24 protein-coding genes are annotated in these 26,254 nt (G+C 54.8%); 18 read left to right on the top strand and 6 right to left on the bottom strand.

The features are described 5' to 3' along the window. Window positions 1–5: 5 nt before the first annotated feature. Window positions 6–809, bottom strand: a complete 804-nt coding sequence (btuF, locus tag DBY73_RS19845) for a vitamin B12 ABC transporter substrate-binding protein BtuF (protein ID WP_112012832.1) — start codon at window positions 807–809, stop codon at window positions 6–8. Beyond that, a complete protein-coding gene (gene mtnN, locus DBY73_RS19850) occupies window positions 802–1,500 on the bottom strand; it encodes a 5'-methylthioadenosine/S-adenosylhomocysteine nucleosidase (protein WP_112012833.1) in 699 nt (232 codons plus the stop codon). The genes btuF and mtnN overlap by 8 nt, the downstream gene beginning before the upstream one ends. Window positions 1,501–1,583: 83 nt before the next feature. Between mtnN and dgt the strand changes: the two genes are divergently transcribed. From dgt to cdaR, 3 genes are all read left to right on the top strand, one after another. After that, window positions 1,584–3,098, top strand: coding sequence for a dGTPase (dgt, locus tag DBY73_RS19855; RefSeq protein WP_112012835.1), 1,515 nt, complete (start codon window positions 1,584–1,586; stop codon window positions 3,096–3,098). Window positions 3,099–3,229: 131 nt separating this feature from the next. After that, window positions 3,230–4,660 (top strand): serine endoprotease DegP, encoded by a 1,431-nt coding sequence (gene degP / locus DBY73_RS19860; RefSeq protein WP_112012837.1) that lies wholly within the window; start codon window positions 3,230–3,232, stop codon window positions 4,658–4,660. A 163-nt stretch (window positions 4,661–4,823) separates the two neighbouring features. Next, entirely contained in the window at window positions 4,824–5,981 is a 1,158-nt protein-coding gene (gene cdaR / locus DBY73_RS19865) for a DNA-binding transcriptional regulator CdaR (RefSeq protein ID WP_112012839.1), read from the top strand. Between the two features lie 91 nt (window positions 5,982–6,072). Here cdaR and DBY73_RS19870 read toward each other — a convergent pair whose 3' ends face one another. The 4 genes from DBY73_RS19870 to map form a co-directional block, all read right to left on the bottom strand. Next, a complete protein-coding gene (locus tag DBY73_RS19870; RefSeq protein ID WP_112012841.1) occupies window positions 6,073–6,459 on the bottom strand; it encodes a DUF3461 family protein in 387 nt (128 codons plus the stop codon). Window positions 6,460–6,570: 111 nt separating this feature from the next. Further along, complete coding sequence (gene dapD, locus DBY73_RS19875; RefSeq protein WP_008501915.1) at window positions 6,571–7,395, bottom strand: 2,3,4,5-tetrahydropyridine-2,6-dicarboxylate N-succinyltransferase; 825 nt, start codon at window positions 7,393–7,395, stop codon at window positions 6,571–6,573. 32 nt (window positions 7,396–7,427) lie between these two features. Continuing rightward, a complete protein-coding gene (gene glnD / locus DBY73_RS19880) occupies window positions 7,428–10,103 on the bottom strand; it encodes a bifunctional uridylyltransferase/uridylyl-removing protein GlnD (protein WP_112012843.1) in 2,676 nt (891 codons plus the stop codon). Between the two features lie 62 nt (window positions 10,104–10,165). After that, window positions 10,166–10,960, bottom strand: coding sequence for a type I methionyl aminopeptidase (gene map, locus DBY73_RS19885; protein ID WP_112012844.1), 795 nt, complete (start codon window positions 10,958–10,960; stop codon window positions 10,166–10,168). A gap of 320 nt (window positions 10,961–11,280) precedes the next feature. On the opposite strand from map, the gene rpsB reads away from it, so the two are divergent. The 15 genes from rpsB to rnhB all read left to right on the top strand — a co-directional run bounded on the left by rpsB (window position 11,281) and on the right by rnhB (window position 26,228). Then, window positions 11,281–12,006: a 30S ribosomal protein S2 gene (gene rpsB / locus DBY73_RS19890; protein ID WP_003856207.1), complete on the top strand. Its 726-nt coding sequence runs from the start codon at window positions 11,281–11,283 to the stop codon at window positions 12,004–12,006. Window positions 12,007–12,123: 117 nt separating this feature from the next. Beyond that, the gene (gene tsf, locus DBY73_RS19895) at window positions 12,124–12,975 is read left to right on the top strand and encodes a translation elongation factor Ts (protein WP_006810044.1); all 852 of its coding nucleotides are present in this window, start codon (window positions 12,124–12,126) and stop codon (window positions 12,973–12,975) included. 150 nt (window positions 12,976–13,125) lie between these two features. Further along, on the top strand, window positions 13,126–13,851 hold the full coding sequence (gene pyrH, locus DBY73_RS19900; RefSeq protein WP_112012846.1) for a UMP kinase: 726 nt from the start codon (window positions 13,126–13,128) through the stop codon (window positions 13,849–13,851). 167 nt (window positions 13,852–14,018) lie between these two features. Next, window positions 14,019–14,576 carry a ribosome recycling factor gene (gene frr, locus DBY73_RS19905; protein WP_112012848.1) on the top strand — a complete coding sequence of 186 codons (558 nt, stop codon included), beginning with the start codon at window positions 14,019–14,021 and terminating at the stop codon, window positions 14,574–14,576. Window positions 14,577–14,670: 94 nt separating this feature from the next. Next, window positions 14,671–15,870, top strand: coding sequence for a 1-deoxy-D-xylulose-5-phosphate reductoisomerase (ispC, locus tag DBY73_RS19910; RefSeq protein ID WP_112012849.1), 1,200 nt, complete (start codon window positions 14,671–14,673; stop codon window positions 15,868–15,870). 186 nt (window positions 15,871–16,056) lie between these two features. Next, complete coding sequence (gene ispU / locus DBY73_RS19915) at window positions 16,057–16,815, top strand: (2E,6E)-farnesyl-diphosphate-specific ditrans,polycis-undecaprenyl-diphosphate synthase (protein WP_112012851.1); 759 nt, start codon at window positions 16,057–16,059, stop codon at window positions 16,813–16,815. Window positions 16,816–16,827: 12 nt separating this feature from the next. Further along, window positions 16,828–17,685, top strand: coding sequence for a phosphatidate cytidylyltransferase (gene cdsA, locus DBY73_RS19920; RefSeq protein ID WP_112012852.1), 858 nt, complete (start codon window positions 16,828–16,830; stop codon window positions 17,683–17,685). An 11-nt stretch (window positions 17,686–17,696) separates the two neighbouring features. Further along, window positions 17,697–19,049 carry a sigma E protease regulator RseP gene (gene rseP / locus DBY73_RS19925; RefSeq protein ID WP_112012855.1) on the top strand — a complete coding sequence of 451 codons (1,353 nt, stop codon included), beginning with the start codon at window positions 17,697–17,699 and terminating at the stop codon, window positions 19,047–19,049. 31 nt (window positions 19,050–19,080) lie between these two features. Further along, window positions 19,081–21,489, top strand: a complete 2,409-nt coding sequence (gene bamA, locus DBY73_RS19930; protein WP_112012857.1) for an outer membrane protein assembly factor BamA — start codon at window positions 19,081–19,083, stop codon at window positions 21,487–21,489. Between the two features lie 122 nt (window positions 21,490–21,611). Further along, on the top strand, window positions 21,612–22,106 hold the full coding sequence (gene skp, locus DBY73_RS19935; protein WP_112012859.1) for a molecular chaperone Skp: 495 nt from the start codon (window positions 21,612–21,614) through the stop codon (window positions 22,104–22,106). Between the two features lie 3 nt (window positions 22,107–22,109). Then, window positions 22,110–23,135 (top strand): UDP-3-O-(3-hydroxymyristoyl)glucosamine N-acyltransferase, encoded by a 1,026-nt coding sequence (lpxD, locus tag DBY73_RS19940; RefSeq protein WP_112012861.1) that lies wholly within the window; start codon window positions 22,110–22,112, stop codon window positions 23,133–23,135. 104 nt (window positions 23,136–23,239) lie between these two features. After that, window positions 23,240–23,695 (top strand): 3-hydroxyacyl-ACP dehydratase FabZ, encoded by a 456-nt coding sequence (gene fabZ, locus DBY73_RS19945; RefSeq protein ID WP_010426706.1) that lies wholly within the window; start codon window positions 23,240–23,242, stop codon window positions 23,693–23,695. A gap of 3 nt (window positions 23,696–23,698) precedes the next feature. Beyond that, entirely contained in the window at window positions 23,699–24,487 is a 789-nt protein-coding gene (gene lpxA, locus DBY73_RS19950; RefSeq protein ID WP_112012862.1) for an acyl-ACP--UDP-N-acetylglucosamine O-acyltransferase, read from the top strand. Then, a complete protein-coding gene (lpxB, locus tag DBY73_RS19955; protein WP_112012864.1) occupies window positions 24,487–25,635 on the top strand; it encodes a lipid-A-disaccharide synthase in 1,149 nt (382 codons plus the stop codon). Before lpxA ends, lpxB begins: the two co-directional genes overlap by 1 nt. Further along, window positions 25,632–26,228, top strand: a complete 597-nt coding sequence (gene rnhB / locus DBY73_RS19960; RefSeq protein WP_112012866.1) for a ribonuclease HII — start codon at window positions 25,632–25,634, stop codon at window positions 26,226–26,228. The genes lpxB and rnhB overlap by 4 nt, the downstream gene beginning before the upstream one ends. Window positions 26,229–26,254: the final 26 nt, after the last annotated feature.

Raw genomic sequence — 26,254 nt, forward strand, 5'->3', positions numbered from 1 at the left:
CAGGTCTATGTTTGACTCTCGGCCAGCGCGGCACAGAGTTGTTTAGCGGCGAGGATAATACGCGGGCCGGCTCGTTCAAACCAGTCGCTATGAAGGGCAATCACCGGAATTTTGAGCTGGCGCTGCCAGAACTGTTCGATTTTAGGAATCTCGCCCGCACTTCCGACCACGACGATGGCCTGCGGCTGGCGTGACAGAACCTGTTCCCGGCTGACCTGAGGCCACGGCACCCGGCTGGCCGCAAAGATATTCTCACCGCCGCAGACCTCCAGCACCTGGTTCTGAATGGAGCCTTTTCCGGTGGTAAACAGCGGCTGGCTGCCGAACTGCAGGAAAACGCGTTTTTTATTCTGCGTTGCGTATTTGTTCTTTAGCGCAGCGTAGTCGCTTAGCATCTGCTGCGCGGCCTGCTCGGCTTTTTTGGGCGTGGGGCTGTAGGGCGCCAGAGTGCGCAGCGCCTGAGCGACCTGCTCAATGCTCACCGCGTCAATCCACATTACCTTAATGCCCAGCGAGGTCAGCTGATTAACCTGCCGTTCGGCGTTGCCGCCGCGCCAGGCCAGAACCAGATCGGGCCTGAGCGCTATGATGCGTTCGAGGTTCATCCCCTGCCAGGTGGCAACCTGTTCGATACTGGCCGCCTCGGGGGGATAATCAGAAAAACTGCTGACGGCTACCGGGGTGATCCCGGCGGCAAAGGCCAGCTCGGTATTCGCAGGGGAAAGTGTTATCACCCGCGGCGCGGCGACAAGCCACGCCGGGATGATCAGAAGCAGGGCGGCAAGCGCCCTGATGTTGTGTTTACCCACGAGCCAGTTTCTGCACCAGGGTTTCCACCATCACGGTGGACTGTTTTGCCGCAACGGCCAGGAACTCGTCGAAGCTCAGGTGAGATTGCTGATCGGCCACGTCGGAAATGGCGCGAACGACCACGAACGGCACGCTGAAGTTATGGCAAACGTGGGCAATCGCGGTGGCTTCCATCTCAACCGCCACGGCCTGCGGGAAGTTATGGCGAATTTTGGCCAGGCCGACGGAGCCGTTGATGAACGCATCACCGCTGACGATCAGGCCGCGCACGGCGTTCAGGTTTAGCTCGGCGATGCAGCCTTCTGCAGCGGCAATCAGCTTGTCATCAGCCTTGAAGCCCGCCGGGCAGCCCGGGAGCTGGCCGTATTCATAGCCGAATGCGGTCACGTCCGCATCGTGGTAACGCGCTTCGTCGGACACCACGATATCACCCACTTTCAGCGTCGGCGCGAGGCCGCCCGCAGAACCGGTGTTGATGATAACGTCTGGCTTGCAGCGCTCTAGCAGCAGCGTTGCGCCCAGTGCTGCTGCCACTTTACCGATGCCTGATTTCAGCAGAGCAACGTCAACGCCGTTCAGCTGGCCGGTGTAGATTTCACACCCACCTAAAGCGAGAGTCTGACGGTTCTCAATTTTGTCACGCAGCAGCGTAACTTCTTCTTCCATTGCACCAATAATGCCGATTTTCATAGATTTACTCGCGATGTGCCTTGTTAAGATGCATAGTCTATCATGGGCTTTAGTGGAAGCGCATTTCTCACGCGGGGGAGCACATGGCGCAGATCGATTTTCGCAGCAAAATTAACTGGCACCGGCGGTTTCGGTCGCCGCAGGGCGTAAAGAATGAACATGAAATCCTGCGCATCTTCGAAAGCGATCGCGGGCGCATCATTAACTCTCCCGCCATTCGCCGCCTTCAGCAGAAGACGCAGGTCTTCCCGCTTGAGCGTAACGCCGCGGTGCGTACGCGCCTGACCCACTCCATGGAAGTTCAGCAGGTTGGCCGCTATATCGCCAAAGAGATTTTAAGCCGCCTCAAAGAGCAACGGCTGCTGGAAACGTATGGCCTGGACGAGCTCACCGGGCCGTTTGAAAGCATCGTCGAGATGGCGTGCCTGATGCACGACATTGGCAACCCGCCGTTCGGCCATTTTGGCGAGGCGGCGATTAATGACTGGTTCAAGCAGCGTCTCTACCCAACGGATGCCAAAAGCCAGCCGCTCAGCGATGACCGCTGCACGGTGCGGGAGCTGCGACTGCGCGAGGGAGAGGAGAGCCTGAACGACCTGCGGCGCAAGGTGCGCCAGGACCTGTGCCACTTCGAAGGCAATGCGCAAGGGATTCGGCTGGTACATTCCCTGATGCGGATGAACCTCACCTGGGCGCAGGTTGGCTGCATTTTGAAATATACGCGTCCGGCCTGGTGGATGGGCGATCCTCCGGCGTCCCACAGCTACCTGATGAAAAAACCGGGCTATTACCTTTCTGAAGAAACCTATATTGAGCGGTTGCGTAAAGAACTTTCCCTGACGCCAAACGGCCGTTTCCCATTGACGTGGATTATGGAGGCCGCTGACGATATTTCTTATTGCGTTGCCGATCTGGAAGACGCCGTTGAGAAACGGATATTCAGCGTCGAAGAACTTTATCAGCATCTTTATGACGCCTGGGGGCCGCATGAAAAAGGCTCTTTATTTGCCCAGGTCGTCGAAAACGCATGGGAAAAATCGCGCTCAAATTCATTGAGCCGCAGCACCGAAGACCAATTCTTTATGTATCTTCGGGTCAATACCCTTAATAAGCTGGTACCGTATGCCGCCGCGCGGTTCATTGACAACCTGCCGATGATTTTTAGCGGGGAATTTAATCATGCCCTGCTGGAAGATGACAGCAGCTTCAGCCAGCTCCTTGAGCTATATAAAAATGTGGCCGTCCGCCATGTTTTCAGCCATCCCGACGTTGAGCAGCTGGAATTACAGGGATACCGCGTGATAAGCGGGCTGCTGGAAATTTATCGGCCTTTACTGCAATTATCCGTTGATGAGTTTAGCGAGCTGGTGGAACAAGAGCGCGTGCGCCGTTTGCCAATTGAATCGCGGTTGTATCAGAAACTTTCTACCCGTCATCGACTGGCCTACATCGAATCAGTCAGTAAAATTGAGCGCCACTCCGCGCAGTGGCCGGTGATGGAATATTATTATCGCTGTCGCCTGATCCAGGACTATATCAGCGGCATGACCGATTTGTATGCCTGGGATGAATACCGCAAGCTGATGGCCGTGGAATAAGTCGGTAGTTTTGTAAAGACGACCAATAAATTTTTACTTTTTCCATAAACTTAATTCCGGAACTAAGCGGTATAAAATGAATCTGAGTTACACAGCAATTTTGCGTTATCTGTGAATCGAGAATGAGAAACATGAAAAAAACCACATTAGCAATGAGTGCACTGGCTCTGAGTTTAGGTTTAGCGCTGTCTCCTGTGGCAGCAACGGCTGCTGAGACTGCCTCTTCGGCAGCGACCGCGCAGCAAATGCCAAGCCTGGCACCGATGCTCGAAAAAGTGATGCCATCGGTGGTGAGTATCAACGTTGAAGGCAGCACCACCGTCAATACGCCGCGCATGCCGCGTAACTTCCAGCAGTTCTTTGGCGATAACTCGCCGTTCTGCCAGGACGGTTCTCCATTCCAGAGCTCCCCGTTCTGCCAGGGCGGCGGCGCCGCGGATAACGGTGGCGGCCAGCAGCAGAAATTCATGGCGCTGGGTTCGGGCGTTATCATTGACGCGGCCAAAGGCTATGTCGTGACCAACAACCACGTGGTGGATAATGCGAACACTATTAAGGTTCAGCTGAGCGACGGCCGCAAGTTTGATGCCAAAGTCGTCGGTAAAGATCCGCGCTCTGACATTGCCCTGATTCAGATTCAGGACCCGAAAAACCTGACGGCGATTAAGCTTGCCGACTCCGACGCGCTGCGCGTGGGCGACTACACCGTGGCGATCGGTAACCCGTTCGGCCTGGGTGAAACCGTGACCTCCGGCATCGTCTCTGCGCTGGGCCGTAGCGGCCTGAACGCTGAAAACTACGAAAACTTTATCCAGACGGATGCCGCGATCAACCGCGGTAACTCCGGCGGCGCGCTGGTTAACCTTAACGGCGAGCTGATCGGGATTAACACCGCGATTCTTGCACCGGACGGCGGCAACATCGGTATCGGCTTTGCTATTCCAAGCAACATGGTGAAAAACCTGACCGAGCAGATGGTGAAGTATGGCCAGGTGAAACGCGGCGAGCTGGGCATCATGGGCACGGAACTGAACTCCGAGCTGGCGAAAGCGATGAAGGTTGACGCGCAGCGCGGGGCGTTTGTGAGCCAGGTAATGCCAAACTCCTCGGCCGCTAAAGCCGGTATCAAGGCGGGTGATGTGATTACCTCCCTGAACGGTAAGCCGATCAGCAGCTTCGCCGCTCTGCGTGCCGAAGTAGGCTCAATGCCGATCGGCAGCAAAGTCACGCTTGGCCTGCTGCGCGACGGCAAGCCGGTTAACGTCAGCCTTGAGCTTCAGCAGAGCAGCCAGAATCAGGTTGATTCCAGCACCATCTTCAGCGGGATCGAAGGCGCTGAGATGAGCAACAAGGGTGAAGATAAAGGCGTCGTGGTGAATAACGTGAAGGCGAACTCACCGGCTGCCCGTATCGGCCTGAAGAAAGGCGATGTCATCATGGGGGCTAACCAGCAGCCTGTGAAAAACATTGCTGAACTGCGCAAAATTCTCGACGGCAAGCCTTCCGTGCTGGCGCTGAATATCCAGCGTGGTGATACTTCAATCTACCTGCTGATGCAGTAATGCGGTAATCCTTCAAGCCCCCGCCGGATGCGTCCGGCGGGGGCTTTTTCATTTCTGTGACCTTTTCCACAAGTCCATAGTTCTCCCTCTGACTTTGTGCATCTGCACAGTGCGGCATGCCCTTCACTCGCCTATGCTTGAGCTCTGCTCAGAGGAGGGTTGCATGGCTGGCTGGCATCTTGATACCAAAATGGCGCAGGATATCGTGGCGCGCACGATGCGCATCATCGACACCAATATTAACGTTATGGACGCCCGTGGGCGCATTATCGGCAGCGGCGATCGTGAACGAATTGGGGAATTGCACGAAGGCGCGCTGCTGGTGCTCTCCCAGGGGCGGGTGGTGGACATTGATGACGCGGTGGCCAGGCACCTTCACGGCGTGCGTCAGGGGATTAACCTGCCGCTGCGGCTTGAGGGGGAAATTGTGGGCGTTATCGGCCTCACTGGAGAGCCCGAATCGCTGAGAAAGTACGGCGAGCTGGTCTGCATGACGGCCGAGATGATGCTTGAGCAGTCGCGCCTGATGCACCTGCTGGCGCAGGACAGCCGCCTGCGCGAAGAGCTGGTCATGAACCTGATCCAGGCCGAGGAGCAGACGCCCGCACTGAGCGAATGGGCGCAGCGCCTGGGCATTGACCTCAATCAGCCGCGCGTCGTGGCGGTGATTGAGGTCGATAGCGGCCAGCTCGGCGTGGACAGCGCCATGACGGAACTCCAGCAGCTGCAAAACGCGCTGGCGACGCCGGAGCGTGATAACCTGGTGGCGATTGTCTCCCTGACGGAGATGGTGGTGCTGAAGCCCGCGCTTAACGCGTTTGGACGCTGGGATGCGGAAGACCACCGTCGGCGCGTGGAGCTGCTGATCTCGCGCATGAAGGAGAACGGCCAGCTGCGCTTTCGCGTGGCGCTGGGCAACTATTTTACCGGGCCGGGCAGCATTGCGCGCTCGTGGCGAACGGCGCGAACCACCATGATGGTGGGCAAGCAGCGGATGCCGGAAAGCCGTAGCTATTTCTACCAGGACCTGATGCTGCCGGTGCTGCTTGATAGCCTGCGCGGCGGCTGGCAGGCCAACGAGCTGGCGCGTCCGCTTGTTCGCCTGAAGGCAATGGATAATAACGGCCTGCTGCGCCGCACGCTTCAGGCGTGGTTCCGCCATAACGTGCAGCCGCTGGCGACGTCAAAAGCGCTGTTTATCCATCGCAATACGCTTGAGTATCGGTTAAACCGGATTTCGGAGCTGACGGGGCTGGATCTGGGAAACTTTGACGACAGGCTGCTGCTGTATGTGGCGCTTCAGCTGGATGAGCAGCGGTGACTGAGTGCGGTCTGGTGCCCTCATTTCATCCCTCTCCCACGGGAGAGGGCGCAAACATTAAAAACGGCAATCAAGGATTGCCGTTTTGCTTTTATTTCCGCGTCAACTTCTCAAGATCCGCTTCAATTTCGCTGATCTTGTTGGTGACAACGTTTTCAAGATGGCGCAGATCCTCAAGGATCTTACGTTTGAGATCGACTTCGGTGCGGTCGCGCTGGCAGATTTGATCGAGTTCGTCGATCACGTAGCGCAGGTTAGGGCTGATTTCCTGAACTTCTTTGTATCCCTGACCTACGCCGTCAGCAACAACGGTCTTACGCTGGCGTGGGTATTTAAACTTCACGCTTTTGGCGAAAAACTCTCCTTTGTCCTTGTGGAAATAGATTTTCAAAATATCGTTGTTGGCTTCCTGACGGAGGCTATAACGATCGATTTCATCAGGATTGGTAATGCCCAGACTTTTCAGATTATCGTACATAGCGGTACCCTTGATCTCAACATAACCTTTGAATAATTAACGAAAAAATCTATTTCCGCCACCTTCAGATATAAAAAAAGCGGGGTGGCCCCCGCTTTTATCGATATCCGATTAATCGATGGTGCGCAGCAGCTCGTTGATGCCCACCTTGCCGCGGGTTTTCGCATCCACTTTTTTCACGATGACCGCGCAGTACAGGCTGTATTTACCGTCTTTTGACGGGAGGTTGCCAGACACCACCACGGAGCCCGCAGGAACGCGGCCGTAGTGAACTTCACCGGTTTCGCGATCGTAAATACGGGTGCTCTGACCGATGTAAACGCCCATGGAGATCACGGAGCCTTCTTCCACGATCACGCCTTCGACCACCTCAGAGCGCGCGCCGATGAAGCAGTTGTCTTCGATGATGGTTGGGTTAGCCTGCAGCGGTTCCAGTACGCCACCGATGCCGACGCCGCCGGACAGGTGAACGTTTTTACCGATTTGCGCGCATGAGCCGACGGTCGCCCAGGTATCAACCATGGTGCCTTCGTCAACGTAGGCGCCGATGTTCACGTAGGAGGGCATCAGCACGGTATTGCGGGCGATGAACGCGCCCTGGCGAACCGCCGCAGGCGGCACCACGCGGAAGCCTTCTTTCTGGAAACGCGCTTCGTCGTAGTCGGCGAATTTCATTGGCACCTTATCGAAGTAGCGGCTTTCGGCGCCGTCGATAACCTGGTTATCGTTGATGCGGAAAGAGAGCAGCACGGCTTTCTTCAGCCATTGATGAGTCACCCACTGACCGTCGATTTTTTCTGCCACGCGCAGCGCGCCGGAATCCAGCAGGGAAATCACCTGGTTTACCGCTTCACGGGTCACGGTATCCACATTTGCCGGGGTAATCTCGGCGCGACGCTCAAAAGCGGACTCAATAACGTTCTGTAACTGCTGCATTGTTTACTCTTTCCATTTCACTAAAAAACATATCACCCTTTATCGTTTGGATTGAGGGCTGCTGTCAACCGTTGTTGTACTTCAAGCTGAAGGTCATTATTAAGCGCACGTCGGTCGGCCGTGGCGATTATAAATAAATCTTCTACTCGCTCGCCAATGGTTGTAATTCGGGCGCCGTGAAGCGAAATTCCCAGATCGGCAAAAACCTGGCCAACGCGGGCAAGCAGCCCAGGCTGGTCGAGCGCGATCAGTTCCAGGAACGATTTACGGTCGGTATGGGTCGGCAGGAAATTGACCTCGGTATCGACGGTAAAGTGGCGCAGTTTTGCGGGCTGGCGGCGCGGCTGGGGCGGCTGCCAGCTGCGCTGGGTTATGGCCTGCTCCAGCCCAAAGCGTATCGCTTCATGCCTGTCCGACGACAGCGGGCTGCCGTCCGGCTCCAGCACGATAAAGGTATCCATCGCCATGCCGTCGCGGGTGGTGAAAATCTGCGCGTCGTGAACGCTCAGGTTACGCCGGTCCAGTTCGGCACAGACGGCGGCAAAGAGATACGGCCTGTCCGGGCTCCAGATGAAAATCTCGGTTCCCCCACGCGTGGCCTGCGGGCTAAGAAGGATCAGCGGTTTGGACAGATCGTGATTCAGCAGGTGCCGGGCGTGCCAGGCAAGCTGGTTTGGCGTGTGGCGCACGAAATAGTTGGCGCGACAGCGCGACCAAATCTGGTGCAGCGCCTCTTCGTCAATGTTGTCCATCCGCAGCAGCGCCAGGGCCTGAAGCTGGTGGTGGCGCACGCGTTCGCGCATGTCCGGGACGTTTTGCATCCCGCGGCGCAGCTGTTTTTCGGTGGCGAAATACAGCTCGCGCAAGAGACTCTGCTTCCAGCTGTTCCACAGGGTTTCGTTGGTGGCGCAAATATCCGCCACCGTCAGGCAGACCAGATAGCGCAGGCGATTTTCCGTTTGCACCGCTTCGGCGAACTGCTTGATAACCTCCGGGTCCTGGATATCGCGGCGCTGGGCGGTGACTGACATCAGCAGATGATGGCGCACCAGCCAGGCGACCAGCTGCGTCTCGCGCGAGTTCAGGCCGTGCAGCTCGGCAAATTTAAGGATGTCCTGCGCGCCCAGCACCGAGTGGTCTCCGCCGCGGCCTTTGGCGATGTCGTGGAACAGGGCGGCAATCAGGATCAGCTCGGGGTGGTTCAGGCGAGGCCACAGCTCTACGCACAGCGGGTGTTTCGCGCGCGTCTCTTCTTTTGCAAAACTTTCCAGCTTGAGCATCACGCGGATGGTGTGCTCATCCACGGTGTAGGCATGGAAAAGATCGAACTGCATCTGGCCGACGATGTGCGACCACTGGGGCATATAGGCCCACAGCACGCTGTGGCGGTGCATTGGCAGCAGACCGCGGCTAACGGCCCCCGGATGGCGCAGCATGCTCAGGAACAGTGAACGCGCCTCCGGGATATAGCACAGCGGCTGTTTCAGATGGCGGCGGGCATGGCGCAGATGGCGCAGGGTGGTGGAGTAGATCCCGGTAATGGTGCTGTTGCGCACCATGGTATAGAACATGCGCAGGATCGCTTCCGGCTCGCGGATGAACAGCGTTTCGTCGCGCAGATCGATAAGCGTGCCGCGCAGCTGAAATTCGTCGTCAATCGGACGCGGTTTTTCGTCGGCGGGCAGGGCCAGAATCGCTTCATCGAACAGCTGCAACAGCATCTGGTTGAGCTCAGTGACGCGGCGGGTGACGCGGAAGAAATCCTTCATCATCTGTTCAACCGGCTCGTTGCCTTCGCCCTGATAATTAAGACGCTGCGCCACGCTGAGCTGACGGTCAAACAGCAGGCGGTTATCGTAGCGGGTCACTTCCAGATGCAGGGCAAAACGGATGCGCCACAGCAGATGCAGGCACTCGTTCAGTTCGTTACGTTCGGCCTCGGTTAAAAAGCCAAAGCCGACCATCTCGTCCATTGAGGTGGCGCCAAAGTGGCGGCGGGCCACCCACTGTAGCGTGTGGATGTCGCGCAGGCCGCCCGGGCTGCTTTTGATGTCCGGTTCAAGATTGTAGCTGGTGCCGTGATAGCGCTGGTGGCGCTGATTTTGCTCCTCAACCTTGGCGGCGAAGAACTTTTCAGAAGGCCAGAAGCCGTCGCTGAAAATGTGTTTTTGCAGCTCCAGAAACAGCGCGACGTCGCCAATCAGCAGGCGGGTCTCGATCAGGTTGGTGGCGACGGTCAGGTCGGATAGCCCTTCCAGCAGGCACTCTTCCAGCGTACGCACGCTGTGGCCAACCTCCAGCTTGACGTCCCAGAGCAGCGTCAGCAGCTCGCCAATTTTCTGCGCCTGCTCGTCCGGCAGCTTTTTACGGCTCAGAACCAGCAGGTCAATGTCTGAGAGGGGATGCAGCTCGCCGCGGCCATAGCCGCCTACGGCGACCAGCGCGACGTCGCTGACCTGCCCGAACCCATAGTCTATCCACAGGCGCTGCAGAAGCTGGTCGATAAATTCGGTGCGCGCTTCGATAAGCTGTTCAGCGGAGATGCCCGCATCGAACGCGCTCCTGAGCCAGCGCTGGAAGACGTCCATATGGGCCTTAATGTCGGCGCAGGTTAACTCGCGCTGCGGCCAGACGCCCGGGTTGTCGGGCTGATCGGGCAGGGTGGGAAGTGCCGTATTTGCATACTGTTCAGGTAAAAGATTGCTCATCGTTCGCCACCCATAAGGAAAAGCTATCGCCATTAAAAAAGCCGGCAATCGCCGGCTTCTTATCACTCATTGTTCGTCAGTATTGCCGGGATGGTGTCATCCTTGCGCAACGTCATTATTTCGCAGCCGTTGTCGGTTACCACAATAGTATGCTCGTACTGCGCAGACAAGCTCCGGTCTTTGGTCTTCACCGTCCAGCCGTCTTTCATGGTGCGAATGCGGTAGTCGCCCGCGTTGACCATCGGTTCGATGGTGAAGGTCATGCCTTTTTGCAGCACTACGCCGCCGTCATCCGCATCATAGTGCAGAACCTGCGGCTCTTCATGGAAGACGCGACCAATGCCGTGACCGCAGTACTCGCGCACCACGGAGAAACCTTCAGCTTCAACGAATTTCTGAATCGCCGCGCCGATTGTGCGCAGACGAATGCCTGGCTTCACCATCTTCAGCGCAAGATAGAGACTCTCTTGCGTCACTTTGCACAGACGCTCGCCGAGGATGGTCGGCTTGCCGACGATAAACATCTTCGAGGTGTCGCCGTGGTATTCGTCTTTAATCACGGTCACGTCGATGTTGACGATGTCGCCGTCCTTCAGCAGCTTTTCGTCATCCGGAATGCCGTGGCACACCACTTCATTAATAGAGATGCAGACCGATTTCGGGAAGCCGTGATAGCCCAGGCAGGCAGAAACCGCGTGCTGCTCATTCACGATGTAGTCGTTGCAGATACGGTCCAGCTCGCCGGTGCTGACGCCCGGCTTAATGTGCGGCTCGATCATTTCCAGCACTTCAGCGGCCAGACGACCGGCGACGCGCATCTTTTCAATTTCTTCAGGGGTTTTAATAGAGATAGCCATGTAATCTGTCCATCAGCGTCGATTTTTTCGACAATACCAGTCTAAGTGTTGTCAATGGTATCAGTCGGGCGCACCTCGTGCCAAATTGAGAATCATTAACAGCACTCACAGCCAACAACTGTTGGTTTCTGGTCGTGTTTTGTGGTATAAAGCGCGCCGGACTTCCGATCCATTTCAGATACACAGGCTGGACGGAAGCGATAATCTCACTTTGTGTAACAACACACACGTATCGGCACATATTCCGGGGTGCCCTTTGGGGTCGGTAATATGGGATACGTGGAGGCATAACCCCAACTTTTACTATAGAGGTTTTAAACATGGCAACTGTTTCCATGCGCGACATGCTCAAGGCTGGTGTTCACTTTGGTCACCAGACCCGTTACTGGAACCCGAAAATGAAGCCTTTCATCTTCGGCGCGCGTAACAAAGTTCACATCATCAACCTTGAGAAAACTGTACCAATGTTCAACGAAGCCCTGGCTGAGCTGAACAAGATTTCTTCCCGTAAAGGTAAGATTCTGTTCGTTGGTACTAAGCGCGCTGCAAGCGAAGCTGTGAAAGATGCTGCTAACAGCTGCGACCAGTTCTTCGTGAACCATCGCTGGTTGGGCGGCATGCTGACCAACTGGAAAACTGTTCGTCAGTCCATCAAACGCCTGAAAGATCTGGAAACCCAGTCTCAGGACGGTACTTTCGATAAGCTGACTAAGAAAGAAGCGCTGATGCGCACTCGTGAACTGGACAAGCTGGAAAACAGCCTGGGCGGTATCAAAGATATGGGCGGCCTGCCAGACGCGCTGTTCGTAATCGATGCAGACCACGAGCACATCGCAATTAAAGAAGCTAACAACCTGGGTATCCCGGTATTCGCTATCGTTGATACCAACTCCGATCCGGACGGTGTTGACTTCGTTATCCCGGGTAACGACGACGCAATCCGTGCTGTTAGCCTGTACCTGAGCGCTGTAGCTGCTACCGTTCGTGAAGGCCGTTCCCAGGATCTGGCTTCTCAGGCGGAAGAAAGCTTCGTAGAAGCTGAATAATAAGGTTTTACCCCTTATTAGTACCGTGTATGAATAGGGGCCAATTTTCGGCCCCTTTTTTCAATTTATACTGTTTGGCTTCTGGCCGGGCAGTTCACATCTCCCGAGGATTTAAGAATGGCTGAAATTACCGCATCCCTGGTAAAAGAGCTGCGTGAGCGTACTGGCGCAGGCATGATGGATTGCAAAAAAGCGCTGACCGAAGCGAACGGCGACATCGAGCTGGCAATCGAAAACATGCGTAAATCCGGTGCGATCAAAGCAGCTAAGAAAGCAGGCAACGTTGCTGCTGACGGCGTGATCATCACCAAAATCGACGGCACCTACGGCATCATTCTGGAAGTTAACTGCCAGACTGACTTCGTGGCTAAAGATGCTGGTTTCCAGGCCTTTGCGAACAAAGTTCTGGACGCAGCTGTTGCTGGCAAAATCACTGACGTTGAAGTGCTGAAAGCACAGTTCGAAGAAGAACGCGTTGCGCTGGTTGCTAAAATCGGTGAGAACATCAACATCCGTCGCGTTGCTTCCCTGGAAGGTGACGTTCTGGGCTCTTACCAGCACGGCGCGCGTATCGGTGTTCTGGTTGCGGCTAAAGGCGCTGACGAAGAGCTGGTTAAGCAGCTGGCAATGCACATTGCTGCTAGCAAGCCAGAATTCGTTAAGCCAGAAGACGTGTCTGCTGAAGTTGTAGAAAAAGAGTACCAGGTTCAGCTGGACATCGCCATGCAGTCTGGCAAGCCAAAAGAAATCGCAGAGAAAATGGTTGAAGGCCGCATGAAGAAATTCACCGGCGAAGTTTCTCTGACTGGCCAGCCTTTCGTAATGGACCCAAGCAAGTCTGTTGCTCAGCTGCTGAAAGAGCACAACGCTGACGTAACTGGCTTCATCCGCTTCGAAGTGGGCGAAGGCATCGAGAAAGTTGAGACTGACTTCGCAGCAGAAGTTGCTGCCATGTCCAAGCAGTCTTAATGATTGAAAAGGAGCCGCCTGAGGGCGGCTTCTTTTTGTCACCCGTCATACAAAATCAGACAGGCTCTACTACCGCTATGCTGATTTGCGGCATAACATGTCGCCAGAATTAACCCCCATCTTAATCGTTGACAGTCTCAGGAAAGAAACATGGCTACCAATGCAAAACCCGTGTACAAACGCATTCTGCTTAAGCTGAGTGGCGAAGCGCTGCAGGGAACGGAAGGCTTCGGTATTGACGCAAGCATCCTTGACCGCATGGCACAGGAAATCAAAGAACTGGTCGAACTGGGTATCCAGGTTGGCGTGGTGATTGGCGGTGGCAACCTTTTCCGTGGTGCTGGTCTGGCGAAAGCGGGGATGAACCGCGTTGTGGGCGACCACATGGGTATGCTGGCAACCGTGATGAATGGCCTGGCAATGCGTGATGCACTGCATCGCGCCTATGTGAACGCCCGCCTGATGTCCGCTATTCCACTGAATGGCGTGTGCGATAACTACAGCTGGGCAGAAGCGATCAGCCTGCTGCGCAACAACCGCGTGGTGATCCTCTCCGCCGGTACGGGTAACCCGTTCTTTACCACTGATTCCGCGGCCTGCCTTCGCGGGATCGAAATCGAAGCCGACGTGGTGCTCAAAGCGACCAAAGTCGATGGCGTGTTTACTGCCGATCCGGCAAAAGATCCTGCTGCAACCATGTACGATCAGCTGACCTACAGCGAAGTGCTGGATAAAGAGCTGAAAGTGATGGATCTTGCCGCTTTCACGCTGGCTCGTGACCACAAACTGCCGATCCGTGTCTTCAACATGAACAAGCCAGGTGCGCTGCGCCGCGTGGTCATGGGTGAAAAAGAAGGCACTTTGATCACGGAATAATTTCCGTCGGCGATAAATACAGGTAAGATTCCGCTTTATTTTGTAGTGATTTTTTACCTGGACGCGCCATTGGCGCTGTCATGAAATAAACGCGACTATACTTAGCACACCTGTAGCGCTGTGCTGGCGGATAGTCTGCCTGAGACAAGTTTTCAAGGATTCGTAACGTGATTAACGACATCAGAAAAGATGCTGAAGTACGCATGGACAAATGCGTTGAAGCGTTCAAAAACCAAATCAGCAAAATCCGTACTGGCCGCGCTTCTCCAAGCCTGCTGGATGGCATCATCGTAGAATATTACGGTACGCCTACGCCGCTGCGTCAGCTGGCGAGCGTGACTGTAGAAGACAGCCGTACGCTGAAAATCAACGTATTCGATCGCTCTATGAGCCCGGCTGTTGAAAAAGCGATCATGGCGTCGGACCTGGGCCTGAACCCAAGCTCTGCGGGCGCTGACATTCGCGTTCCGCTGCCTCCACTGACCGAAGAGCGTCGTAAAGACCTGACCAAAATCGTGCGTGGCGAAGCCGAGCAGGGGCGTGTTTCCGTGCGTAACGTGCGTCGTGATGCGAACGACAAAGTGAAAGCGCTGCTGAAAGACAAAGAGATCAGCGAAGACGACGATCGTCGTTCTCAGGACGACATTCAGAAGATGACTGACGCGGCCATCAAGAAAATTGATGCGGCGCTGGCAGAAAAAGAAGCGGAACTGATGCAGTTCTGATTTCTGTCGTACACTGATAAACGCCGTTCAGAGGGCTTCATGTCTTGCTGGCGGCGTTTTGCTTTTATCTGGTCTAACTTTTTCCGGGCATTTCATGAAGCATTTAACTCTTCTTGGCTCAACCGGCTCTATCGGTTGCAGCACTCTCGACGTTGTTCGCCACAATCCTGAAAACTATACGGTGACCGCGCTTGTTGCCGGTAGGAATGTACAGCGTATGGTCGAGCAATGTCTGGAGTTTACTCCCCGCTACGCGGTGATGGATGACGAGGAAAGTGCTCGCCAGGTAAAATCGCTGTTGAAAGAGCAGGGCAGCCGCACCGAGGTATTGAGCGGGCAGCAGGCCGCCTGCGAAATGGCAGCGCTGGATGAAGTTGATCAGGTGATGGCGGCAATCGTCGGGGCGGCAGGGCTTCTGCCGACGCTTGCCGCTATCGATGCTGGTAAAGAGGTATTGCTGGCGAACAAAGAGTCGCTGGTGACCTGCGGACGCCTGTTTATGGAGGCGGTTAAGCAGCGCGGGGCGCGTCTTTTACCTGTTGATAGCGAACACAACGCGATTTTTCAGAGTTTGCCGCAACCTTTTCAACAGAACCTGGGTTACGCTGACCTGGAGCAGAATGGCGTTGTATCAATTCTGCTCACCGGGTCTGGTGGCCCGTTCCGGGAAACGCCCCTGTCTGAACTGCGCGCTATGACGCCGGATCAGGCGTGCCGTCATCCGAACTGGTCGATGGGCCGTAAAATTTCCGTCGACTCCGCTACCATGATGAACAAAGGTCTGGAATACATTGAAGCGCGCTGGCTGTTTAACGCCTCGGCGAATCAGATGGAAGTGCTTATTCACCCGCAGTCGGTGATTCACTCAATGGTGCGTTATCAGGACGGTAGCGTACTGGCGCAGCTGGGTGAGCCGGATATGCGAACGCCTATTGCACACGCCATGGCGTGGCCAAATCGCGTGAAATCCGGGGTGAAACCGCTCGATTTCTGCAAGCTCAGCTCACTCACCTTTAGCGAGCCTGACTACGATCGCTATCCGTGCCTGAAGCTGGCGATGACCGCTTTCGATCGTGGACAGGCGGCTACGACGGCGCTGAATGCCGCCAATGAAATCACCGTTGACGCATTTTTGAAGCAGCAGATCCGCTTTACGGAAATTGCCGCATTGAATCAGGCGGTGCTGGACGAGATGGATCTGCGCGAGCCGCAAAGCGTGGAAGACGTGCTGAAAGTGGATGCAGAAGCGCGTAGGGCGGCACATAAACAGGTGACGCGCCTCGCAGGCTGGTGATAAAGCAACCACTAATTGTCGTGCTATTTGTTAGCGTTGGGCTTCGGTGATATAGTCTGCGCCACCTGATCGCAGGTATTTGACTTAATGTGGTCAGGTAAGCCGTGGTTTGACACGGCTTTTTTATGTATAGGCTTCAGTATTCCTGAGTACCGTTAAATCCTTTTCAGGGACTAAAAACGCGTTATGCTGTCTGCGAATCAACCAATAAGCGAAAACTTGCCAGCACATGGCTGCCGTCATGTTGCAATCATCATGGATGGCAACGGCCGCTGGGCGAAAAGACAAGGGAAGATACGAGCCTTTGGGCATAAAGCTGGGGCGAAGTCCGTTCGCCGCGCCGTTTCTTTTGCCGCCAATAACGGCATTGATGCGTTAACGCTCTATGCTTTTAGCAGTGAAAACTGGAATCGACCGGCGCAGGAAGTGAGTGCGTTGATGGAGCTGTTTGTGTGGGCGCTCGATAGCGAAGTAAAAAGCCTGCACCGCCACAACGTCCGCCTGCGCATCATCGGCGATACCCGTCGTTTCAACTCACGTTTGCAGGAACGTATTCGCAAGGCAGAAGCGCTGACGGAAAATAACACCGGCCTGACGCTCAACATTGCGGCGAATTACGGCGGACGTTGGGACATTATTCAGGGCGTTCGGCATTTGGCCGAGCAGGTTCAGGAAGGGCTATTAAGTCCCGACCAAATTGATGAAGAGGCGCTGGGTCAGCAAATCTGCATGAATGAGCTGGCGCCTGTGGATTTGGTAATTAGGACAGGGGGAGAGCATCGCATCAGTAACTTTTTGCTTTGGCAAATTGCCTACGCCGAACTTTACTTTACAGATGTTCTTTGGCCCGATTTTGATGAACAAGACTTTGAAGGTGCGCTGCATGCCTTTGCCAATCGAGAGCGTCGTTTCGGCGGCACCGAGCCTGGTGGCGACAACGCCTGATGGGGGTAGCTTTTGCTGAAGTATCGCCTGATTTCCGCTTTTGTTTTAATACCCATTGTCATTGCGGCGCTGTTTTTACTGCCCCCGGTGGGATTCGCTATTCTAACGCTGGTGGTGTGCATGCTCGCCGCGTGGGAGTGGGGGCAGCTTAGCGGCTTTACGTCGCGAACTCAGCGAGTCTGGCTGGCGGTGCTCTGCGGCTTTTTACTGGCCCTTATGCTCTTTACTCTGCCGGAATATCACCATGATATTCACCAGCCGCTGATCGCAGGCTCATTGTGGATTTCCCTTGCCTGGTGGATAGGGGCCCTTTTGCTGGTGCTTTTCTATCCCGGTTCGGCGGCCATCTGGCGTAATTCTAAAATATTACGGCTTATATTTGGCCTGCTCACTATTGTTCCATTTTTCTGGGGTATGCTCGCGCTTCGCGCCTGGCACTACGACGATAATCACTATAGCGGGGCGCTATGGCTGCTTTATGTGATGATTCTCGTCTGGGGGGCTGACTCCGGGGCCTATATGTTTGGTAAACTGTTCGGCAAACATAAGCTGGCACCGAAAGTGTCTCCAGGTAAGACCTGGCAAGGATTTTTCGGTGGCCTTGTAACGGCGGCGATAATCTCCTGGGGCTACGGCGTCTGGGCGAATCTGGAAGTCGCGCCGTCAACGCTGCTTGTGTGCTCAATTTTCGCTGCGCTGGCATCGGTACTCGGTGATCTCACCGAAAGTATGTTTAAGCGCGAAGCAGGGATTAAAGACAGTGGTCACCTTATTCCAGGGCACGGCGGTATTTTGGATCGCATTGACAGCCTGACTGCGGCTGTTCCTGTGTTCGCTTGTCTGCTTTTACTGGTGTTTGGGACGATTTAACGGAAGGTTTTATGCTGAGCATTCTCTGGAATCTGGCGGCGTTCATAGTTGCACTGGGTGTGCTGATTACCGTGCACGAATTTGGCCATTTCTGGGTTGCTCGGCGCTGCGGCGTCCGCGTAGAACGCTTCTCCATTGGCTTTGGTAAATCACTCTGGAAACGCACCGACAAGCACGGTACTGAGTTTGTCGTTGCGCTGATCCCTCTGGGTGGCTATGTCAAAATGCTCGACGAGCGCGTCGAGCCTGTCGCCCCGGAACTCCGACACAGCGCGTTCAACAACAAGACCGTTGGGCAACGCGCCGCTATCATCGCTGCCGGTCCGGTAGCCAATTTCATCTTTGCTATTTTTGCCTACTGGCTGGTGTTTATCATCGGTGTTCCCGGCGTGCGCCCGGTGGTGGGTGAAATTGCGGCAGACTCTATCGCGGCGAGTGCGCAAATTACGCCGGGAATGGAACTTAAAGCGATTGATGGTATCGAAACCCCTGATTGGGATGCCGTGCGCCTTCAGCTGGTGGCCAAAATCGGTGATGCAAAGACAACCGTCAGCGTAGCGCCGTTTGGCACTGACCAGCGGCAGGAAAAAGTGCTGGATTTACGCCACTGGCGTTTCGAGCCTGACAAAGAAGATCCGGTGGCTTCACTGGGGATTCGACCGCGCAGCGCGCAGCTTGAGCCGGTATTAGCCGAAGTACAGGCAAATTCGGCAGCGAGCAAAGCGGGTTTGCAAGCGGGGGACAGGATCGTTAAAGTCGATGGTCAGCCATTAACACAGTGGATGACCTTTGTTACTCTGGTGCGTGATAATCCGGGCACATCGCTTGCGCTGGAAGTTGAAAGGCAAGGGAGTCCGCTCTCTTTGACGCTGATTCCGGATACGAAATCGGGAAGCGGTAAGGCGGAAGGGTTCGCAGGCGTAGTGCCAAAAGTGATCCCTCTGCCGGATGAGTACAAGACAATACGCCAGTATGGGCCGTTTAGCGCCATTCTTGAAGCCACGGATAAGACATGGCAACTGATGAAGCTAACGGTCAACATGTTGGGGAAATTGATAACCGGTGATGTCAAACTGAACAACCTCAGTGGGCCGATCTCGATAGCTCAAGGGGCTGGGATGTCAGCGGAGTTCGGGGTGATTTACTATCTCATGTTTCTTGCGCTCATTAGCGTGAACCTCGGGATAATCAACCTGTTCCCGCTTCCCGTTTTAGACGGGGGCCATCTGCTGTTTTTAGCGATTGAAAAGCTAAAAGGCGGACCGGTATCCGAGCGAGTTCAAGACTTTAGTTACCGCATCGGCTCGATTTTGCTGGTGCTGTTAATGGGGCTTGCACTTTTCAATGATTTCTCTCGGTTGTAAGAGAGTTAGTTAGGAAGAACGCATAATAACGATGGCGATGAAAAAGTTGCTCATAGCGTCGCTGCTGTTTAGCAGCGCGACCGTATACGGTGCTGACGGGTTCGTAGTGAAAGATATTCATTTCGAAGGCCTTCAGCGTGTCGCCGTTGGTGCGGCCCTCCTCAGCATGCCTGTGCGCCCTGGCGATACGGTTAATGATGAAGATATCAGTAACACCATCCGTGCTCTGTTTGCCACCGGCAACTTTGAGGATGTTCGCGTCCTGCGCGATGGTGATACGCTTCTGGTTCAGGTGAAAGAACGTCCAACGATCGCCAGTATCACCTTCTCCGGCAACAAGTCGGTGAAAGATGACATGCTCAAGCAAAACCTTGAAGCATCTGGCGTGCGTGTCGGGGAGTCCCTTGACCGTACAACCCTTTCGGATATTGAAAAAGGTCTGGAAGATTTCTACTACAGCGTCGGTAAATACAGCGCCAGCGTGAAGGCAGTTGTTACACCGCTGCCGCGTAACCGTGTAGACCTGAAGCTGGTGTTCCAGGAAGGTGTGTCTGCGAAGATCCAGCAGATCAACATCGTGGGTAACCATGCGTTCAGCACCGATGAACTGATTTCCACCTTCCAGCTGCGCGACGAAGTGCCGTGGTGGAACGTCGTTGGCGATCGTAAGTACCAGAAACAGAAGCTGGCGGGTGACCTCGAAACCCTGCGCAGTTACTACCTGGATCGCGGCTACGCGCGTTTCAACATCGACTCGACTCAGGTCAGCCTGACGCCGGACAAGAAAGGGATCTACATCACGATCAACATCACTGAAGGCGATCAGTACAAGCTTTCCGGTGTGGATGTGAGTGGTAACCTGGCCGGTCACTCTGCCGAGATCGAATCGCTGACCAAGATTCAGCCGGGCGAGCTGTATAGCGGTTCTAAAGTCACCAAAATGGAAGACAGCATTAAGAAGCTGCTCGGCCGCTATGGTTACGCTTATCCGCGCGTACAGACTCAGCCTGAAATTAACGACGCGGATAAAACCGTGAAGCTTCACGTTAACGTTGACGCGGGCAACCGTTTCTACGTGCGTAAGATCCGCTTCGAAGGTAACGACACCTCTAAAGATTCCGTTCTTCGTCGCGAAATGCGTCAGATGGAAGGGGCATGGCTGGGCAGTGACCTGGTCGACCAGGGGAAAGAGCGTCTGAACCGTCTGGGCTACTTTGAAACGGTTGATACCGACACGCAGCGCGTACCGGGCCGTCCGGATCAGGTTGATGTCGTTTATAAAGTGAAAGAGCGTAACACCGGTAGCTTCAACTTTGGTGTTGGCTACGGTACCGAAAGCGGCGTGAGCTTCCAGGTCGGCGTTCAGCAGGATAACTGGCTGGGTACAGGTTACTCTGTCGGTATCAACGGCACGAAAAACGACTACCAGACCTACTCTGAGTTCTCGGTGACGAACCCCTACTTCACCGTTGACGGTGTAAGCCTGGGCGGTCGAATCTTCTATAACGACTTCAAAGCCGATGACGCCGATCTGTCCACCTATACCAACAAAAGCTACGGCTTAGACGGTACGCTGGGCTTCCCGATCAACGAATACAACACCTTGCGTGCTGGTTTAGGTTACGTGCACAACGACCTGTCCAACATGCAGCCGCAGGTGGCGATGTGGCGTTATCTGGATTCTATCGGCCAGTCGGCGAGCACAACCAGCGACAACAACGGTTTCACCGCGGATGACTTCACGTTTAACTACGGTTGGACCTACAACCGTCTTGACCGTGGCTTCTTCCCGACGTCAGGTTCGCGCGTTAACCTGAACGGTAAAGTGACCATTCCGGGCTCCGATAACGAGTTCTACAAGGTTACGCTGGATACCGCGTCGTACTTCCCAATTGATGACGATCACAAATGGGTTGTTCTGGGTCGTACCCGCTGGGGCTATGGTGATGGCTTAGGCGGTAAAGAACTGCCGTTCTATGAAAACTTCTATGCGGGTGGGTCAAGCACCGTTCGCGGCTTCCAGTCCAACAACATTGGTCCGAAAGCGGTCTACTACGGCGGTAACGATCCGGATAACTGTAACCAGGGCGCTGGAAAAGTGTGTAGCTCTGACGATGCCGTCGGCGGTAATGCCATGGCCGTTGCGAGCATGGAGTTCATCACTCCGACGCCGTTTATCAGCGATAAATATGCTAACTCGGTGCGTACCTCCTTCTTCGTGGATGCGGGTACAGTATGGGATACCCACTGGAGTACTACAGGTATGCCAAGCGATATTCCAGACTACAGCGATCCGAGCAACATTCGCATGTCTGCAGGTATCGCATTACAATGGATGTCACCGTTGGGGCCGTTGGTCTTCTCCTACGCCCAGCCGTTTAAGAAATACGAAGGAGATAAAGCGGAACAGTTCCAGTTTAACATTGGTAAAACCTGGTAATAATCCGCTGCAAAGGAATGCGTTGGCAGTGTAGCGCTGACAACCGGCGATCCGTAACACGATCGCCTTGCCACGCAAAGAACGGTGCCTTCGGGCACCAATGGGATGGTAAGGAGTTTATTGTGAAAAAGTGGTTATTAGCTGCAGGTCTTGGTTTAGCGATGGTAACGTCTGCTCAGGCAGCCGACAAAATTGCGATCGTTAACATGGGTAATCTGTTCCAGCAGGTCGCTCAGAAAACGGGTGTTTCTGCTACGCTGGAAAACGAGTTCAAAGGCCGTGCAAGCGAGCTGCAACGTATGGAAAGCGATCTGCAGAGCAAAATGCAGCGTCTGCAGCGCGATGGTTCTACCATGAAAGCGAGCGATCGTAGCAAGCTGGAAAAAGACGTGATGGCTCAACGCCAGACCTTCTCTCAGAAAGCGCAGGCTTTCGAGCAGGATCGTCAGCGTCGTTCCAACGAAGAGCGTGGCAAACTGGTTACTCGTATCCAGTCAGCTGTTAAATCAGTGGCTGCCGATCAGAGCATCGATCTGGTTGTTGATGCGAACGCCGTAGCTTTCAACAGCAGCGATGTTAAAGACATCACCGCTGACGTGCTGAAACAGGTTAAATAAGTAATGCCTTCAATTCGACTGGCTGATTTAGCTCAGCAGTTGGATGCAGAATTACACGGTGATGGCGATCTCGTCATCACCGCTGTTGCGTCCATGCAATCTGCTAAACCGGGCAACATTACCTTCATGGTAAGTCCTAAGTACCGTGAACATCTGGCTCAGTGCCAGGCGTCCGCCGTCGTGTTGACGCAGGACGATCTTCCGTTTGCCACGGGAAGCGCGCTGGTAGTGAAAAATCCCTACCTGACCTATGCGCGTATGGCCCAAATTCTTGATACCACGCCGCAGCCGGCACAGAACATCGCTGCCAGTGCAGCCATTGATCCGACGGCGACGCTGGGCAACAACGTGGCCGTAGGTGCCAATGCCGTTATCGAATCCGGCGTCGTGCTGGGTGATAACGTCGTCATTGGCCCCGGCTGCTTTGTTGGGAAAAATACGAAAATCGGCGCAGGAACCCGCCTGTGGGCCAATGTGTCCGTTTACCATGATATTGAGATTGGCGAAAACTGCCTTGTTCACTCCAGCACCGTGATCGGTGCGGACGGATTTGGCTACGCTAACGATCGCGGTAACTGGGTTAAAATCCCACAGCTGGGTCGCGTGATCATTGGCGATCGCGTTGAAATCGGCGCGTGTACGACGATTGACCGCGGTGCGCTCGACGACACCATCATTGGTAACGGTGTTATTATCGATAACCAGTGTCAGATTGCACATAACGTTGTGATTGGCGACAATACCGCTGTTGCGGGTGGCGTTATCATGGCTGGCAGCCTGAAAATTGGCCGCTATTGCATGATCGGCGGTGCCAGCGTGATCAACGGCCATATGGAAATTTGCGATAAGGTTACGGTAACAGGAATGGGCATGGTGATGCGTCCTATTACTGAACCCGGCATTTATTCCTCCGGTATCCCGCTACAACCTAACAAGGTATGGCGTAAAACCGCAGCGCTGGTAATGAATATTGATGATATGAGCAAGCGCCTCAAAGCCATCGAGCGCAAGATCGATCAACAAGACTAAGCGTTCATCCGTTTTAACGCTAAACTTCTCGGCCTGTCGGCTTTCTTATAAACCGGCAGGCCGTGTTATTATTGCTACTTAGTACATTTGACAGGAAGAGTATTTTGACTACTGACACTCATACTCTGCATATTGAAGAGATTTTAGAACTTCTGCCACACCGCTACCCGTTCTTACTGGTAGACCGCGTGCTGGATTTTGAAGAAGGTCGTTTTCTGCGCGCAGTGAAAAATGTCTCCGTTAACGAGCCATTCTTCCAGGGACACTTCCCTGGTAAGCCTATCTTCCCGGGCGTGTTAATCCTGGAAGCAATGGCGCAGGCTACCGGTATTCTGGCGTTTAAAAGCGTAGGTAAACTGGAGCCGGGTGAGCTGTATTACTTCGCAGGTATCGACGAAGCGCGTTTCAAGCGCCCAGTTGTACCTGGTGATCAGATGATCATGGAAGTCACTTTTGAAAAAACGCGTCGCGGCCTGACTCGCTTCAAAGGCGTAGCTCTGGTTGACGGCAAAGTTGTTTGCGAAGCGACAATGATGTGTGCTCGTAGCCGGGAGTCCTGATACGTGATTGATAAATCCGCCTTTATTCATCCTACCGCTATTGTGGAAGTGGGCGCCGTTATTGGCGCTAACGTCCATATTGGCCCGTTTTGTCTTGTTGGACCCCATGTCGAAATTGGTGAGGGTACTGTACTGAAGTCTCATGTGGTAGTGAATGGTCATACGACCATCGGCTGCAACAACGAGATCTATCAGTTCGCCTCCATCGGCGAAGTTAACCAGGATCTGAAATATGCTGGTGAGGCGACCCGTTTGGAAATCGGCGATCGTAACCGTATTCGCGAAAGCGTCACCATTCATCGTGGAACAGTGCAGGGCGGTGGATTGACGAAGGTGGGCAGCGATAACCTCTTTATGGTTAATGCGCACATCGCGCATGACTGTACCGTAGGTGACCGCTGTATTCTTGCCAACAATGCAACGCTGGCAGGACACGTATCGGTTGATGATTTCGCAATCATTGGCGGCATGACCGCAGTCCATCAGTTCTGCATCATTGGTGCACACGTGATGGTCGGCGGCTGCTCAGGCGTGGCGCAGGACGTCCCGCCGTATGTGATTGCGCAGGGCAACCATGCAACGCCGTTTGGCGTCAACATTGAAGGCCTCAAGCGTCGTGGCTTTAGCCGCGAAGCGATTACTGCGATCCGCAACGCATACAAACTGCTGTACCGTAGCGGAAAAACGCTGGAAGAGGCAAAGCCGGAAATTGCCGAACTGGCGAATAAGCACCCTGAGGTGAACGCGTTCATGGAGTTCTTTGACCGTTCAACGCGTGGTCTGATTCGTTAATGGTCGACACTCGTCCGCTTACGATAGCCCTGGTCGCCGGAGAAACTTCCGGCGATATTCTTGGCGCCGGCCTTATCCGTGCGCTCAAGGCTCGCGTACCGAACGCTCGCTTTGTGGGCGTCGCTGGCCCGCTGATGCAGGCCGAAGGCTGTGAAGCCTGGTATGAAATGGAAGAGCTGGCCGTGATGGGCATCGTCGAGGTGCTGGGGCGCCTGCGCCGTTTGCTGCACATTCGTGCCGATCTCACCCGCCGTTTCACCGATCTCAAGCCCGACGTGTTTGTCGGGATTGATGCGCCTGATTTCAATATCACCCTCGAAGGGAATTTGAAAAAGCAGGGCATCAAAACCATTCATTACGTCAGTCCGTCCGTCTGGGCGTGGCGACAGAAACGCGTTTTCAAAATCGGACGCTCCACCGATCTGGTGCTGGCTTTCCTGCCTTTCGAAAAGGCGTTTTACGATAAATTTAACGTGCCGTGCCGCTTTATCGGCCACACCATGGCAGACGCCATGCCGTTGGACCCGGATAAAAACGCGGCGCGGGACGGGCTGGGCATCCCGCACGATGTTCATTGCCTGGCGCTGCTGCCGGGGAGCCGCGGCGCAGAGGTTGAAATGTTGAGCGCTGACTTCCTCAAAACGGCGCAGATCCTGCGTCAGACCTATCCCGATCTGGAAGTCGTTGTGCCGCTGGTCAATGCGAAACGACGCGAGCAGTTCGAGCGCATCAAAGCGGAAGTGGCGCCGGATCTTCACGTTCGCCTGCTCGACGGGAAAGGACGTGAGGCCATGTACGCGAGCGACGCCGCGCTTCTGGCATCGGGTACCGCCGCGCTGGAGTGTATGTTGGCAAAATGCCCAATGGTTGTTGGCTATCGCATGAAGCCGTTTACCTTCTGGCTGGCTAAGCGCCTGGTAAAAACCGATTACGTCTCATTGCCAAACCTGCTCGCCGGGCGCGAGCTGGTTAAAGAACTGCTTCAGGATGAGTGTCAGCCGCAGGCGTTAGCCGATGCGCTGCTGCCGCTGCTGGCAAACGGTAAGACCAGCCACCAGATGCACGAGACGTTTCGCGAGCTGCATCAGCAGATCCGCTGTAATGCCGATGAGCAAGCGGCTGATGCGGTGCTGGAGTTAGCAAAATGATGGAATTTATTTACCCCCACACGCACCTTGTTGCGGGTGTGGACGAAGTTGGACGCGGCCCGCTGGTGGGCGCTGTTGTAACTGCTGCTGTGATCCTCGATCCTGCTCGCCCGATTATTGGGCTGAACGACTCGAAAAAACTGTCCGAAAAGCGTCGGCTGGCGCTCTTCGATGAAATTAAAGAGAAAGCGCTGGCCTGGAGCCTTGGCCGCGCGGAGCCGCATGAGATCGACGAGCTGAATATTCTGCATGCCACCATGCTGGCGATGCAGCGTGCGGTTGCGGGCCTGAGTATCGCGCCGGAATATGTTCTGATTGACGGCAACCGCTGTCCCGCACTGCCCATGCCTTCTATGGCGGTAGTGAAAGGGGATAGCCGGGTTGCTGAAATCAGCGCGGCTTCTATCATTGCCAAAGTGACGCGCGACGCCGAAATGGCCGCGCTGGACCTCACGTATCCTGCGTATGGGTTTGCCCAGCACAAGGGGTATCCTACGGCTTTCCACCTGGAAAAGCTGGCTGAACATGGCGCAACCGAACATCACCGCCGCAGTTTTGGCCCGGTGAAACGCGCGCTGGGACTGGTGTCCTGAATCAAGACGCAAGCAATTAAGTAACG

The organism is Enterobacter sp. RIT418, assembly GCF_003057745.1.
GTDB lineage: Bacteria > Pseudomonadota > Gammaproteobacteria > Enterobacterales > Enterobacteriaceae > Enterobacter.

Bases quoted from the DNA above. Each gene is read 5' to 3' on its own strand.
- mtnN (WP_112012833.1), bottom strand. From the start codon at position 1,500: ATGAAAATCGGCATTATTGGTGCAATGGAAGAAGAAGTTACGCTGCTG.
- dgt (WP_112012835.1), top strand. From the start codon at position 1,584: ATGGCGCAGATCGATTTTCGCAGCAAAATTAACTGGCACCGGCGGTTT.
- degP (WP_112012837.1), top strand. From the start codon at position 3,230: ATGAAAAAAACCACATTAGCAATGAGTGCACTGGCTCTGAGTTTAGGT.
- cdaR (WP_112012839.1), top strand. From the start codon at position 4,824: ATGGCTGGCTGGCATCTTGATACCAAAATGGCGCAGGATATCGTGGCG.
- DBY73_RS19870 (WP_112012841.1), bottom strand. From the start codon at position 6,459: ATGTACGATAATCTGAAAAGTCTGGGCATTACCAATCCTGATGAAATC.
- dapD (WP_008501915.1), bottom strand. From the start codon at position 7,395: ATGCAGCAGTTACAGAACGTTATTGAGTCCGCTTTTGAGCGTCGCGCC.
- glnD (WP_112012843.1), bottom strand. From the start codon at position 10,103: ATGAGCAATCTTTTACCTGAACAGTATGCAAATACGGCACTTCCCACC.
- map (WP_112012844.1), bottom strand. From the start codon at position 10,960: ATGGCTATCTCTATTAAAACCCCTGAAGAAATTGAAAAGATGCGCGTC.
- rpsB (WP_003856207.1), top strand. From the start codon at position 11,281: ATGGCAACTGTTTCCATGCGCGACATGCTCAAGGCTGGTGTTCACTTT.
- tsf (WP_006810044.1), top strand. From the start codon at position 12,124: ATGGCTGAAATTACCGCATCCCTGGTAAAAGAGCTGCGTGAGCGTACT.
- pyrH (WP_112012846.1), top strand. From the start codon at position 13,126: ATGGCTACCAATGCAAAACCCGTGTACAAACGCATTCTGCTTAAGCTG.
- ispC (WP_112012849.1), top strand. From the start codon at position 14,671: ATGAAGCATTTAACTCTTCTTGGCTCAACCGGCTCTATCGGTTGCAGC.
- ispU (WP_112012851.1), top strand. From the start codon at position 16,057: ATGCTGTCTGCGAATCAACCAATAAGCGAAAACTTGCCAGCACATGGC.
- rseP (WP_112012855.1), top strand. From the start codon at position 17,697: ATGCTGAGCATTCTCTGGAATCTGGCGGCGTTCATAGTTGCACTGGGT.
- bamA (WP_112012857.1), top strand. From the start codon at position 19,081: ATGGCGATGAAAAAGTTGCTCATAGCGTCGCTGCTGTTTAGCAGCGCG.
- lpxD (WP_112012861.1), top strand. From the start codon at position 22,110: ATGCCTTCAATTCGACTGGCTGATTTAGCTCAGCAGTTGGATGCAGAA.
- lpxB (WP_112012864.1), top strand. From the start codon at position 24,487: ATGGTCGACACTCGTCCGCTTACGATAGCCCTGGTCGCCGGAGAAACT.
- rnhB (WP_112012866.1), top strand. From the start codon at position 25,632: ATGATGGAATTTATTTACCCCCACACGCACCTTGTTGCGGGTGTGGAC.